Source organism: Stenotrophomonas sp. ZAC14A_NAIMI4_1, assembly GCF_003086915.1.
Classification (GTDB): domain Bacteria; phylum Pseudomonadota; class Gammaproteobacteria; order Xanthomonadales; family Xanthomonadaceae; genus Stenotrophomonas.
This window is the reverse complement of sequence record NZ_CP026002.1, coordinates 3969968-3983439: the sequence shown is the minus strand read 5'-3', so window position 1 is coordinate 3983439 and position 13472 is coordinate 3969968. Positions and strand designations below refer to the sequence as shown.

13 protein-coding genes are annotated in these 13472 nt (G+C 67.1%); 7 read left to right on the top strand and 6 right to left on the bottom strand.

Features of this window, described 5'->3' with window-relative positions; all coding sequences use genetic code 11:
* Positions 1-25: 25 nt before the first annotated feature.
* The 3 genes from C1926_RS18190 (at position 26) to C1926_RS18180 (ending at position 5678) form a co-directional block, all read left to right on the top strand.
* Positions 26-1990, top strand: coding sequence for an oligopeptide transporter, OPT family (locus tag C1926_RS18190; RefSeq protein ID WP_108760163.1), 1965 nt, complete (start codon positions 26-28; stop codon positions 1988-1990).
* A gap of 253 nt (positions 1991-2243) precedes the next feature.
* Entirely contained in the window at positions 2244-4322 is a 2079-nt protein-coding gene (locus C1926_RS18185) for a S9 family peptidase (protein WP_108760162.1), read from the top strand.
* Between the two features lie 132 nt (positions 4323-4454).
* Positions 4455-5678 (top strand): DUF819 family protein, encoded by a 1224-nt coding sequence (locus C1926_RS18180; RefSeq protein WP_108760161.1) that lies wholly within the window; start codon positions 4455-4457, stop codon positions 5676-5678.
* Positions 5679-5770: 92 nt separating this feature from the next.
* Here C1926_RS18180 and C1926_RS18175 read toward each other — a convergent pair whose 3' ends face one another.
* The 5 genes from C1926_RS18175 to C1926_RS18155 are packed head-to-tail and all read right to left on the bottom strand — an operon-like array spanning position 5771 to position 8802.
* Positions 5771-6250 (bottom strand): hypothetical protein, encoded by a 480-nt coding sequence (locus C1926_RS18175; RefSeq protein ID WP_108746172.1) that lies wholly within the window; start codon positions 6248-6250, stop codon positions 5771-5773.
* A 47-nt stretch (positions 6251-6297) separates the two neighbouring features.
* On the bottom strand, positions 6298-6558 hold the full coding sequence (minE, locus tag C1926_RS18170; protein ID WP_079221044.1) for a cell division topological specificity factor MinE: 261 nt from the start codon (positions 6556-6558) through the stop codon (positions 6298-6300).
* Between the two features lie 2 nt (positions 6559-6560).
* Entirely contained in the window at positions 6561-7370 is an 810-nt protein-coding gene (gene minD / locus C1926_RS18165) for a septum site-determining protein MinD (protein ID WP_108760160.1), read from the bottom strand.
* A 35-nt stretch (positions 7371-7405) separates the two neighbouring features.
* Positions 7406-8197 (bottom strand): septum site-determining protein MinC, encoded by a 792-nt coding sequence (gene minC / locus C1926_RS18160; protein ID WP_174214104.1) that lies wholly within the window; start codon positions 8195-8197, stop codon positions 7406-7408.
* A gap of 8 nt (positions 8198-8205) precedes the next feature.
* Entirely contained in the window at positions 8206-8802 is a 597-nt protein-coding gene (locus C1926_RS18155; protein WP_079221046.1) for a GNAT family N-acetyltransferase, read from the bottom strand.
* 151 nt (positions 8803-8953) lie between these two features.
* On the opposite strand from C1926_RS18155, the gene C1926_RS18150 reads away from it, so the two are divergent.
* The 4 genes from C1926_RS18150 to C1926_RS18135 all read left to right on the top strand — a co-directional run bounded on the left by C1926_RS18150 (position 8954) and on the right by C1926_RS18135 (position 12567).
* Complete coding sequence (locus C1926_RS18150; RefSeq protein ID WP_108760158.1) at positions 8954-10147, top strand: sensor histidine kinase; 1194 nt, start codon at positions 8954-8956, stop codon at positions 10145-10147.
* Positions 10147-10788, top strand: a complete 642-nt coding sequence (locus C1926_RS18145; RefSeq protein WP_108746175.1) for a response regulator transcription factor — start codon at positions 10147-10149, stop codon at positions 10786-10788. The genes C1926_RS18150 and C1926_RS18145 overlap by 1 nt, the downstream gene beginning before the upstream one ends.
* Before the next feature lie 231 nt (positions 10789-11019).
* Positions 11020-12093, top strand: a complete 1074-nt coding sequence (locus C1926_RS18140) for an SRPBCC family protein (RefSeq protein WP_108760157.1) — start codon at positions 11020-11022, stop codon at positions 12091-12093.
* 102 nt (positions 12094-12195) lie between these two features.
* The gene (locus C1926_RS18135; RefSeq protein ID WP_108746176.1) at positions 12196-12567 is read left to right on the top strand and encodes a DUF423 domain-containing protein; all 372 of its coding nucleotides are present in this window, start codon (positions 12196-12198) and stop codon (positions 12565-12567) included.
* Between the two features lie 92 nt (positions 12568-12659).
* Here the strand turns inward: C1926_RS18135 and C1926_RS18130 are convergent, their stop codons facing one another.
* The gene (locus C1926_RS18130) at positions 12660-13469 is read right to left on the bottom strand and encodes a M15 family metallopeptidase (protein WP_108760156.1); all 810 of its coding nucleotides are present in this window, start codon (positions 13467-13469) and stop codon (positions 12660-12662) included.
* Positions 13470-13472 lie beyond the last annotated feature (3 nt).

Genomic DNA, 13472 nt, shown 5'->3' with positions numbered 1-13472 from the left:
GGATTTTTTGCCAGCAGGGGCTTCCATGAACCATGACGCTGCGCCCAAGCAGCTCACCTTCCGCGCAGTGGCCCTGGCCATCGTGCTGGCGGTGGTGCTGTCGGCGGCCAACGCCTATCTCGGTCTGTTCGCAGGCCTGACCATCGCCACCGCCATTCCCGCGGCGGTCATTTCCATGGGCGTGCTGCGCCTGCTGGGCGGTGGTTCCATCCTCGAAAACAACATCGTCCAGACCGGCGCTTCGGCCGGTTCGTCCATCGCCGCCGGTGTCATCTTCACCATCCCGGCGCTGGTCATCATGGGCTACTGGCCGGACTTCAAGTACTGGTGGGTGCTGGGCATCGCCGGCCTGGGCGGCCTGCTGGGCGTGCTGTTCTCGGTGCCGCTGCGCCGTTCGATGATCGTCGAAGACCCGCTGCCCTTCCCGGAAGGCAAGGCTGCGGCCGAAGTGCTCAAGGCCGGTGAGAACCCCGGCCCGGGCCTGAAGATCCTCGGCCTGTCGGCCGTGATCGGTGCCTTCGTCAAGCTGGCCGCCGAAAGCGGCCTGCGCCTGATCCCCGATGCCTGGTCGACCTCGGCCTACGTCGGCAGCTCCAAGATCACCGCCTTCATCGGCACCAACCTGTCGCCGGCCCTGCTGGGCGTGGGCTACATCGTTGGCCTGAACGTCGGCATCGTGGTCGTGTCCGGCTCGATCCTGACCTGGCACATCGCCATCCCGATCTACCAGGCGTTCTTCATGAACACCGATCCGGCCCTGGCCGCGTCGGTCGCCGCCGCCTCGTCCACCGAGGCCGCGTTCGCCATCTGGGGCGCGAAGATGCGTTACCTCGGCGTCGGCGCGATGCTGATCGGCGGCATCTGGACCCTGATCTCGCTGCGCAAGTCGCTGCTGAACGGCGTCAAGAGCGGCTTTGCCGCCGCGCGCAAGAGTGGCGGCCCCGTGCTGGCCCACACCGAACGCGACCTGCCGATGAAGTGGATGCTGGTGGCCCTGGTGGTCTTCGTGCTGCCGCTGCTGGCCCTGTACCAGGCCATCGTCGGCCAGTGGCACGTGTCGATCCCGATGACCATCATCATGATCGTCGCCGGCTTCCTGTTCGTGTCGGTCTCGGCTTACCTGGCCGGCCTGATCGGTTCGTCCAACAACCCGGTCTCGGGCATCACCATCTCCACCATCCTGTTCGCTTCGGCCGTGCTGGTGGTGCTGCTGGGCGCCGACGGCCTCAAGCCGGTCGGTGCCGGCGGTGCGCCGCTGGGTGCGGTGGCCGCCATCATGATCGGCGCGGTGGTCTGCTGCGCCGCCGCGGTGGGCGGTGACAACCTGCAGGACCTCAAGGCCGGCTACATCGTCGGTGCCACCCCGTGGAAGCAGCAGCTGATGCTGGGCATCGGCGCGTTCTCGTGCGCGCTGATCATGGCCCCGGTGCTGAACCTGCTGGCGACCGCCTACGGCATCGGCGTGAAGTCCGAGCTGCACCCGAACGCGCTGGCCGCCCCGCAGGCGAACCTGATGGCGTCGGTGGCCAAGGGCCTGTTCGGTGGCGAACTGCCGTGGACCTTCATCGGCATCGGTGCCGTGGTCGGTGCGGTCATCATCGCCTTCGACAGCTGGCTGAAGTCGCGCAATTCGCGCTTCCGCGTGCCGGTGCTGGCCGCCGCCATCGGTATCTACCTGCCGCTGGAACTGATGGTGCCGATCTTCCTGGGTGGCCTGATCGCCTACCTGGTCGAGCGCTTCCACAAGGTGCGTGGCGATGACGAAGAAGGCCGCGACCGCGTGCACAAGCCGGGCGTGCTGTTCGCCGCCGGCCTGATCACCGGCGAGGCCCTGATGGGTATCGCCATTGCCGTGCCGATCGTGGTCAGCAGCCGCGCCGACGTGCTGGCCCTGCCGTTCCACCTGCCGGCCGCGCAGTGGTTCGGCCTGGCCGTGCTGTTCCTGGTGGGCTGGCTGATCTACCGCACCGGCAAGCGCGCCATGGCGTAAGAGCAAGGGGTCGGATCCCTTCCCGGCGGGAAGGGCTCTGACCCCGGTTCGCCGCTGACAGCCGGGCAGGGGTCAGAGCCGATTCCTGCGGAATCGGATCCGACCCCGACGCAGCCCCCGCAAACCCCGCTCCGGCGGGGTTTGCTCGTTCTGGCGGCGCGGCAACCCCGGCCGGGCGGCCATGACCGATGGCCTTGGCAGCCCCGCCCGCACGGGCCTACCATCGGTTTTTTGCCGTCCTGCGGAGACCCCGATGAAACTGCGTCATGCCCTGCTGCCACTGAGCCTGCTGGCCGCCCTGCCCAGCGTCGCCGCTGCCCGTGGCCTGGAAGTCCGCGACATGGTGGCCATGGATCGTGTCTCCGCCCCGGTCCTGACTGCCGACGGCGGCACCGTGGTGTTTGCCAAGCGCAGCACCGATGCCAACCTCAAGTCCAGCACCGCGCTGTTCGCGCGCAACCTGCGCACCCGCGATGCGGCACCGCCGAAGCAGATCACCCCGGCCGGCTGGAACGTCAACTCGGCTTCGCTCTCGGCCGACGGCCAGACCGTGTACTTCCTCAGCGCCAAGAACGGCAGCCAGCAGCTGTACGCGCAGGCCATCAGCGGTGGTACCCCGCGCCAGCTGACCGATTTCGCGGTGGACGTGGACAGCTACCACGTCTCGCCGCAGGACGACCGCGTGCTGTTCAGCGCCGGCGTGTTCCAGGCCTGTGCCTCGGACCTGGCCTGCACCGAGAAGAAGCTCAAGGATGTGGCCGATGCCAAGGCCAGCGGCAAGGTCTTCGATTCGCTGTTCGTGCGCCATTGGGACACCTGGAACGATGGCCGCCGCAACACCCTGTTCGTGGCCCCGCTGCCGGCGGCCAAGGCCGGCCCGGTGAAGGGCGCCTCGGCGCTGAGCGCGACCATCGACGGCGACGCACCGTCCAAGCCGTTCGGCGGCAATGACGATTTCACTTGGTCGCCGGACGGCGCCAGCGTGGTCGCCAGCATCCGCGTGGCCGGCAAGCAGGAACCGTGGTCGACCAACTTCGACCTGTACCGCTTCGATGCCGCCGGCAAGCAGGCGCCGGTCAACCTGACCGCCGCCAACCCCGCCTGGGATGCCGGCCCGGTGTTCAGCGCCGATGGCAAGACCCTGTTCTACCGCGCCATGAAGCGCCCGGGCTTCGAAGCCGACCGCTTCGGCCTGATGGCGATGGACGTGGCCAGCGGCAAGACCCGCGAGATCGCCCCGCAGTGGGATCGTTCGGCCGGTGAGATCAACCTCTCCGCCGATGGCGCCAGCATCTACACCACCACCGACGACCTGGGCGAGCACCCGCTGTTCCAGATCGACGTGGCCAGCGGCAAGGCCACCAAGGTCATCGGCGATGGCACCGTGTCTGCGGTCAGCGTGGCCGGCAACAGCGTGGCCATCACCCGCAACAGCCTGAAGAGCAATGACCAGGTGCTGGTCGGCATGCTGCCGGCTGCCGGCCAGCCGATCGGCGAACTGCGCGCGCTGACCCCGGCCGCCGGCGACGTGCTGAAGGACGTCAACTTCGGCGACTTCGAACAGTTCGAGTTCAAGGGCTGGAACAACGACACCGTGCACGGCTACGTGGTCAAGCCGCACAACTACCAGGAAGGCAAGTCCTACCCGGTCGCGTTCCTCATCCACGGCGGCCCGCAGGGCAGCTTCGGCAACGGCTGGAGCTACCGCTGGAACCCGCAGACCTACACCGGCCAGGGCTACGCCGTGGTCATGATCGATTTCCACGGTTCCACCGGCTACGGCCAGGCCTTCACCGATGCGATCAGCCAGCACTGGGGCGACCGCCCGCTGGAAGACCTGCAGAAGGGCTGGAACGCCGCGCTGAAGCAGTATTCCTTCCTCAACGGTGACAAGGCCTGCGCACTGGGCGCCAGCTACGGCGGCTTCATGGTCAACTGGATCGCCGGCAACTGGAACAGCCCGTTCAAGTGCCTGGTCAACCACGACGGCGTGTTCGACCAGCGCATGATGGGTTATGCCACCGAAGAACTGTGGTTCACCGAGTGGGAGCAGGGCGGCACGCCGTACGAGAAGGCGGCCAACTTCGAGAAGTTCAACCCGGTCAACCACGTGGCCGACTGGAAGAAGCCGATCCTGGTCATCCACGGCCAGCAGGACTTCCGCATTCCGGTCGAGCAGGGCCTGGCTGCGTTCACCGCCGCCCAGCGCCAGGGCATCGAATCGAAGTTCCTGTACTTCCCGGACGAGAACCACTGGGTGCTGAAGCCGAACAACAGCATCCTGTGGCATGACACCGTCAACGCCTGGCTGAAGCAGCACATCGGCGAATAAGCCGGTCCAGCGCCTAGGGGGGCGGATCCCTTCCGCACCGCGGAAGGGCTTCGACCCCGTCATTGACCGCCCCTGGGGTCAGAGCCCTTTCGCGTGGCGAAAGGGATCCGACCCCGCACCCAGAGCGCCTGCATGATCCAGAACGACATCGTCGTCTTCGGCTTGATCGCCGCCACTCTCGGCGCCGTGTTCTGGACCGCCTCGCGCGAACAGGGTGCGTGGAAGCGCTTCTACACCTTCGTGCCAGCGCTGCTGCTGTGCTACCTCATTCCCGGCATCTACAACACCGTTGGCCTCATCGACGGGCAGAACACCAAGCTCTACAACCCGATCGCGCGCGACATCCTGCTGCCGGCAGCGCTGATCCTGCTCACCCTTGCGGTGGACATCAAGGGCATCCTGCGGCTGGGCCCGAAGCTGGTGCTGATGTACCTGGGCGCCTCGGCCAGCATCATGCTCGGCGCGGTGGTGGCCTTCCTGGTGATGCGCGCGATCCATCCCGAAACCGTGGCCGGCGATACCTGGGCCGGCATGGCCGCACTGGCCGGCAGCTGGATCGGCGGTGGCGCCAACATGCTGGCCATGCGCGAAGTGTTCGACGTCAACGCGACCACCTTCGGCCAGTTCGCGGTGGTCGATGTCGGCGTGGGCTATGTGTGGATGGCCGCGCTGATCTTCCTGGCCGGGCGCGCGGCGAAGATCGATGCGCGCAGTGGCGCAGACACCTCGGCCATCGATGAACTGAAGGAACGCATCGCGCGCTTCCAGGCCGAGCACGAGCGCATTCCCAGCCTCACCGACCTGATGCTGATCGTCGCGGTGGCCTTCGGCGGCGTCGGTCTGTCACACGCCGTCGGCGCGCCGCTGGCGGCGTGGTTCAAGGTGCATGTCAGCTGGGCGTCGCAGTTCAGCCTGGATGCGCCGTTCGTCTGGGTGGTGGTGCTGTCCACCACCCTGGGCCTGAGCCTGAGCTTCACCCGTGCGCGCACCCTGGAAGGGGCCGGTGCCTCGCGCCTAGGCTCGCTGCTGTTGTATTTCCTGATTGCCTGCATCGGCATGCAGATGGACCTGCTGGCGCTGCTGGATCGCCCGTGGCTGTTCCTGCTGGGCCTCATCTGGATCGCCGTGCACATCGCCCTGCTGTGGTGCCTGGGCCAGGTGCTGAAGGTGCCGTTCTTCTATTTCGCCATCGGTTCGCAGTCGAACATCGGCGGCCCGGCCTCGGCGCCGGTGGTGGCCGCGGCGTTCCACCCGGCGCTGGCGCCGGTGGGCGTGCTGCTGGGCACGATGGGCTATGCCACCGGCACGTACCTGGCCTACATCGTCGGCATCACCCTGCGCGCGCTGGCCGCGTAGAGTCGAGCTTGCTCGACTGCTTCTGGTTTCGGGGTGATGGGGTCAGATCCCTTTTGCGCAGCAAAAGGGATCTGACCCCGGTTCACGGTGCGTCACGCCACCGGCAACCCGCGTTCGATCAACCACGCACGCGCGTCTTCCGCATCCTGCTCGAACCACGCCTTCGTGGACCCCAGCCGGTACGTGTATCCCCACGCATCCATGTCGGCCATCAGCCGCTCGCTGCCCACGCCGGGCAGCTGGCCGGCCAGCACGATCTGCAGGTAGCAGGTGGCGTCTTCCTCCGGCACCGAATCGGTGGCGTCGGTATGCACCTGCGCGCGCCGCTCCGGGGGCAGCACGATCAGGTGGCAGGCCTCATGCAGCATCGAATGCACCGGCGTGTCGTCGCGCACGTAGACGTCGCTGGCGATGATGCCGGCTTCGGGTTCGCCCCAGTAGCTGCCGGGAATGGGCTCGCCGGCCGCGACGTGGTGCAGGCGCAGGTCATGCGCGGCCAGCAGGCGCTGCGCATCGGCGAAGGCGATATCGCCGACGCGGGTCACGTTCGGTTCGGGTGCGGTGTCGGTCATGCGGGGTCACGCGGCCCCGCCCATGCAGGCACGGGCGGGGCAGGGGGTCAGGGTTTTTCCGGGCCTTCAGGCAGCGCCACGGAGATGTCCAGTACGTCGTGCTGGCCATCCTTCACCAGGTCGACCTTCACCGCGTCGACGTCGATGTTGACGTACTTCTTGATCACTTCCAGCAGCTCGCGCTGCAGCAGCGGCAGGTAATCGGGGCCACCGCGGTTGCTGCGTTCCTGCGCGATGATGATCTGCAGGCGGTTCTTCGCGGTTTCGGCGGTGGTCTTCTTCGCTTTGAGGAAATCGAACAGGCCCATGCTTACCCTCCGAACAGCTTGCTGAAGAAGCCCTTCTTCTCCACGGTGGTGAAGCGCATCGGGCGCTCTTCGCCGAGGATGCGTGCAACGGCATCGTCGTAGGCCTGGCCGGCCGCCGATTCACCGTCCAGGATGACCGGCTCGCCCTTGTTGGAGGCATTGAGCACGTCGCCCGATTCGGGGATCACGCCGATGGCCTTCAGGCCCAGCACTTCCTCGACGTCGGCGATGCTCAGCATCTCGCCGCTTTCCACGCGCACCGGGGTGTAGCGGGTCAGCAGCAGGAAGGCCGGCACGTTCTGGCCCGATTCGGCCTTGTGGGTCTTCGAATCCAGCAGGCCGATGATGCGGTCCGAGTCGCGCACCGAGGACACTTCCGGGTTCACCACCACCACGGCGCGGTCGGCGAAGTACATCGCCAGGAAGGCGCCCTTCTCGATGCCGGCCGGGGAGTCGCAGATGATGTACTCGAAGCCGTCGGCGGCCAGGTCCTTCAGGACCTTGCCCACGCCTTCCTGGGTCAGCGCATCCTTGTCGCGGGTCTGCGAGGCAGCCAGCACGTACAGGTTGTCGAAGCGCTTGTCCTTGATGAGGGCCTGCTTGAGGGTCGCTTCGCCGTGCACGACGTTGACGAAGTCGTACACCACGCGGCGCTCGCAACCCATGATCAGGTCGAGGTTGCGCAGGCCGACGTCGAAGTCGATCACGGCCACCTTCTTGCCGCGGCGCGCCAGGCCGCAGGCCAGGCTCGCGCTGGAAGTGGTCTTGCCGACGCCGCCCTTGCCGGAGGTGACTACGATGATTTCAGCCAAAGGACTTCTCCTGATGATTCTGTTTGGGGGCTGCGTCAGTCCAGCGCAGCGATCTTGATCTGGTCCTGTTCCAGCCACACCTGCACGGCCTTGCCGCGCAGGTTGTCCGGCACATCGTCCAGTACCTTGTAATGGCCTGCAATGGCGACCAGTTCCGCATGGAAATCGCGGCAGAAAATACGCGCCGCGGTGTTGCCCTGGGCCCCTGCCAGCGCGCGGCCGCGCAGGGTCCCGTAGATATGGATGCTGCCGTCGGCGATGACCTCGGCGCCTGCGCCGACGGTGGCCATCACGGTCAGGTCGCAGTTTTCCGCGTACAGCTGCTGGCCCGAGCGTACGTTGCCCAGCTGCATGCGGCCCGGCTGCGGCGCGGCCGCATCGGCGGCGTTGCCCACCGGGGCGACCGGAGCCGGTGCCGGTTCGGCCTTGGCGGCACGACGCGGTTCGGCGGCAGGCGGCGCGGGCGGCGGCGGGGCCGGTTCGGCCTCGGCGCGCTCGTACTGGGCGCGGAACTTGGCCAGCAGGGGCAGGCCAAGCTGCTGCGAGAGCAGGTCGACCGCCGTGGTGCCATAGGCCAGTGCCACCGGCAGCACGCCGGCGCTGCGCAGCCCATCCACCAGCGCCTGCGCGGTGGCCGCGTCGGGCACCTGGCTCAGGCCGCCGAAATCGAGGATGACCGCCGCGCGGCCGAACAGCTTCGGCGCACGGTTCACGCGTTCCTGCATTTCCTGCACGAGGCGTTCGACATCAAGGGTACGGATGCGCAGGTTGGCAATGCCCACCTGGCCGATCTTCAGTTCACCGGCCTGTTCGTAATCGAAATTCACCGCCACGCTCAGGTCCCCGTCGGCCGCTGTGCCTGCACCGGCAGCTGCCGGTCACGCGCCCATGCCACATCCGGCAGCTTGCCGCCGTAGGTCTCCTGGACCCACGGGTAGCTGCACAGTTCCTTGGCCAGCATGCTGGCGCGCACGTCGACATGCGGCATGGTGTTCTGGCCCAGCTCGCGGAAGCCGAAGCTGCCGTGGAAGAGCAGGGCGGCATCGGCGCCGTGGTCCAGGAACACCTCGCAGGTCATCTGCGGGTAGCGCAGCTCGGCAAAGCTCTGCGCATCGGCATAGAACGCACGGCCGACGCCACCACCGCGACGGCGGCTGGCGACCACGATGCGGTCGATATAGAAGAAGGGGGTGGCCAGCTGCTGCTTGAACCAGGCGAAGTTGCTGCTGTCGTGCTGGCTGTCGCTGCCGAAGCCGATCAGGAAGCCGGCCAGGTTGCCGTCGCGCTCGGCGACGCGGAAATACTCAGCGGTATCGTAGAACAGGTGCAGGCGTGCGGCATCCAGCGGAAGGATGGCCAGGCCAGCATTGTTGTTCAAAGCCAGGACGGAATCGAGCTCGTGCTCGCGCACGTCGCGGATGACAATCGACATTGTGACTCCGTGGGGTAACGCGGTTGGTCCATCAACGGACCCTGCGCACGATTATTGCATGCCCGGGGCGGGCTGCGGCATGAACAGGGGGAAGGGCAGGCATGACTTCCGCCAGAGTGCAGCGGACGGGGTTCAACCGTAGAGTGCTGGCATGTTGGGAGTCCTCAGCCATACACGTGTCCTGCGACTGGCCGGCCTGTTTACCTGGGTCATGGTCGGCCTGCCCCTGGCCTATTCGCAGTTCGAGAACCTGCATGCCCGTGCCGACATGGGAGGCTGGGCCGTGCTGCTGTTCCTGGCCTACCTGTCCTTCGGTGCGGCCTATTTCCGGCTGACCCGCTCGCTGCGCAGCGACAGCCACACCACCTGGCTGGACCGCGGCCTGCTGCTGCTGCTCACCGTCTCGGCGCTTGGCGTCAGCTTCCTCAGCGGCTCGGGCCTGGGCAGCATCCTGATGATGGTGGCCGCCGGCGTCATCCCGTGGATGCTCTCGGTGCGGCTGGGCGTGCTGTGGCTGCTGGTCAGCCAGCTGGCGGTGGCGCCGGTCTACTACATGCTGCTGCGCTTCCCGCTGTTCGAGGCGGTGATGCAGTCGCTGCTGTACGGCGGCTTCTCCATGTTCATCTTCGTGACCAGCCTGGTGGCGCGGCAGCAGACCGAGGCCCGCGACGAGCAGCGCCGGCTGAACGCCGAGCTGCGCGCGACCCGGGCCCTGCTGGCCGAGAGCGCGCGGGTCAACGAGCGCACCCGCATCTCGCGCGAACTGCACGACGTGCTGGGCCACCAGCTGACCGCGCTGACCCTGAACCTGGAAGTGGCCGGGCATCTGGCCGAGGGCCAGGCACTGGAACACGTCAAGCGCTCGCATACCCTGGCCAAGCTGCTGCTGGGCAACGTGCGCGAGGTGGTCAGCCAGCTGCGCGAGACCGGTGCCATCGACCTGGCCGCCGCGCTGCGCCCGCTCACCGAGAACGTGCCCTCGCTGGACATCGTGCTGGACGTGGAGGAGCCGCTGAACGTGGAAGACCCGCAGCGCGCCCACGTGCTGCTGCGCTGCACCCAGGAGATCATCACCAACGCGGTGCGCCACGCCCAGGCACGCCACCTGTGGATCCGGGTGTACCGTGAGGCGCCGGGCCTGGTGGTGGTGGAGGCCAGCGACGACGGCGTCGGCGCGGCAATGGTCAATGCGGGCAATGGCTTGCGCGGCATGCGCGAACGCCTGCAACAATGTGGCGGCCAGCTGCAGGTGGATACCCACCCCGGCGAAGGCTTCCGCCTGCGGGCCACGGTACCGGCAACGGTGCTGGCGGCCCTCACCGAGGTTCCTGAAGGAGTGCGTTGATGATTCGCGTCTGCCTGGTCGATGACCAAACCCTGGTGCGGCAGGGAATCCGCTCCCTGCTGGCGCTCGACGACGGCATCGAGGTGGTGGCCGAGGCCGCCGATGGCCGCCAGGCCGTCGAGCTGGTACCGCAGGTGCGTCCGGACGTGGTCCTGATGGACATGCGCATGCCGGTGATGTCCGGGCTGGAGGCGCTGCAGGTGCTGTCGCGCCAGGAGCAGCTGCCGCCGACCATCATCCTCACCACCTTCGACGACGACCAGCTGGTGCTGGCCGGGCTGAAGGCCGGTGCCAAGGGCTACCTGCTCAAGGACGTCACCCTGGCGCAGCTGGTCGGTGCCATCCGCACCGTGGCCGACGGCGGCTCGCTGGTGCAGCCGGCGGTGACCCAGCGCCTGCTGTCGGGCCTGGAGCACATGCGCAACGATTTCGTCAGCCTGGACCGCCCGGACCCGCTGACCGACCGCGAAACGGAGATCCTGCGGCTGATGGCCAGCGGTTTCTCCAACAAGGAGATCGCCAATTCGCTGGGGGTCGCCGAAGGGACCATCAAGAACCACGTGTCCAACATCCTGTCCAAGCTGGGGGTGCGCGACCGCACCCGCGCCGTGCTGAAGGCGTTCGAACTCCAGCTGGTCTGAAAAAAGCCTTTTACGACAAAGGTTTGGGCGAAATTCCGAGTGCCGGGCCAGAATGCCCCCCTACATCCAGGGGGGCCGGATGCGTTACTCTTCAAAATCTTTGTCCATACAAATACGCAGCCGGCACGGAAACCGGTGCGCCAATCCGATAACAATGCCTGCGAAGCCTGCTAGGATTGGCGCTTCGCTTCAATCAACCCGGCCGTGGGATCGGCCCCGGAGACTCTCTGAATGACCCGTATTATCGAGTTCCTGATCGCCTTGGGGATCGTGGCTGGCCTGTTCGTCATTATTGGCGTCTGTCTGCCGGGCGAGCGTCACATCACCGAAAGCATCGAGACCAACCGCAAGATGACGATCGTGTACGACACGGTCAACAGCCTGCGCCGCTTCAAGGACTGGAACCCGCTGGTTCTGCGCGATCCCGCCGTTGATCTGAAGCTGTCCGGCCCGGCCTCCGGCAAGGGTGCCACGCTCGACTTCTCCTCCAAGGACCTGGGCAACGGTTCCTGGAAGATCACCGAGTCGGAAGAAAACAAGCGCGTTGTGATCGCCGTCGAAGACCCGACCAAGGGCCACGACAAGGTCACCACCTTCACCCTGGAGCCGACCGGCAAGGGTGGCCGTAACGTCAAGATCACCCAGGATTACTCGGTGAAGTACGGCTTCGACCTGTTCGGCCGCTACGCAGGCCTGTATGTCAGCCGCCAGATCGGCGACGACATCAAGATGGGTCTGTCGCGCATGGCGAACATGCTGGCCACCGTGCCGAACGTCGACTACCGCACTGCCGAAGCCCCGCTGACCGATCTGGCCATCGTGGAAGTGCCGGCCGAGGACCTGCTGGTCGTCAACGCCGGTAACGTCGATCGCGGCCAGGAGACGATCACCAAGTCCATCAAGGACAACGAAGAGTGGATCAAGCGCGTGATGGATGCCAATGGCCTCGAAGCCGCTGGCCCGTTCCGCATCATCACCACCGATTTCGGTGCTGAGAAGTACGCCTTCGACATCGCCCAGCCGGTGAAGAAGAAGGGTACCGAAGGCACTGGCGCTGAAGAACTGAGCGTCAAGATCGACGGTGGCGCACCGGTCAAGTACCAGCGCGTTGCTGCGCACCGTTCGGCCCACGCGGCCTACACCGGCCACATGGCTGGCCTGGACGTTGCCCGCAACGCCCTGCGTGCCTGGGCTGTGACCAACGGTTCGGAAGTGATCGATCGCCCGTACGAAACCTGGAAGGACGGTCTGGACAAGTCGTTCACCCCGGAAGGCACCTACGACATCTACTGGGCCGTCAAGTAAGCTTCGGCTGACCCATGTAATGTTGGATACGAAAACGCGCCGCTTCCTGCGGCGCGTTTTTTTTTCATCTGCGCCCGGTGGGGCGCTGCGCAAGGAGCAGTGATGTTCAATCCGGAACGACGCGCGCGTAAGCCTTCCCTGCTGGCCTGCCTGGGCGCGCTGCTGGCGGCGGCCTCGATCGGCCTGTCCGCCTACGCCTCGCACGGCGTGGCCGAGCCGCTGGCCCAGCAGCATCTGAACATGGCCGCGCTGTATGCCTTTGCCCATGGTGCGGTGCTGCTGGCGCTGGGCCCGCGCGCACAGGGGGCAATCGCCCACCTGGGGCTGTATGCGCTGCTGCTGGGCGTGCTGCTGTTCTCCGGCAGCCTGGCCGGTGCGGCGCTGTGGCAGTGGCCGACGCGGCTGGCACCGGTAGGTGGCACCACGTTGATGGCGGGCTGGGTGCTGCTGGCGTTCAATGCGCTGAGGCGCTGACGGCCGTTGCGACTGCGACCGCCTTGTAGAGCCGAGCCCACGCTCGGCTGCCTTTGATCGGGTCGGCGCAGCAGCCGAGCATGGGCTCGGCTCTACAGTGATCCGTTCCAGCACCAGTGCCACGGCTCGTAGACGATGCCGTGCGGGTTGTCGCGCGGGTAGCTCAGGCTGAAGCCATGGGTGCCGGCGTGCGCCTGCAGCCAGGCAAACGCGTCCGTCGCCTCGAAGGTTTCCTCGGCCGGCGCGTCGCCCGGCGTGCCGATGTCCAGCGCATGGCCGCTGTGATGTTCGCTGAAACCCGGTGCCGCGTTGACCTTGAGGATGTCGGCCACGCCAAGGCCACGGGCCAGCTTCCGTTCGAAGATGCCCAGCTGGTAGGCGTGGCTGCGGAAGCCGGAGATCGCGTCCAGTGCCACGCCGCCGCGCGCGGCGTGCAGGCGCATGCGCCGCCAGCCCTGCGCGGCGCCACGGCGCAGCCACAGCGGGCGGCCGAAGCGGTCACGACCGGCGAAATGCAGCACACAGGGTTCGGCCTCCAGGGCCAGGCCGCTGTCCTGCGCATACTGCCCTGCATCCAGCCCCAACTGCTGCAGGCGCTGCTGCAGGCCGGCCAGCGGCAGCCACTGCGCCTCCAGGTGCGCCGCAAACGGGCGCGCCCTGGCGCCGCCCTCCAGCAGCGCCAGCGCTTCGTCCACGCCGGGTTCGCGCGGCAGGTGCGGCACCAGTGAGTGCACGCCCTGTGGCAGCACCGCGGCCAGGTAACGGCCATCGCGCTTGCGCCGCAGCACCCAGCGCGCACGCGCCAGCAGGCGCGCATCCAGGTTGCTGCGCGCGCGCAGCAGGGCGGCCGGCCACAGTTCCACGGCCTCGGTGTTGATCAGCAGGGGGGCGCGACGGTGCATGCC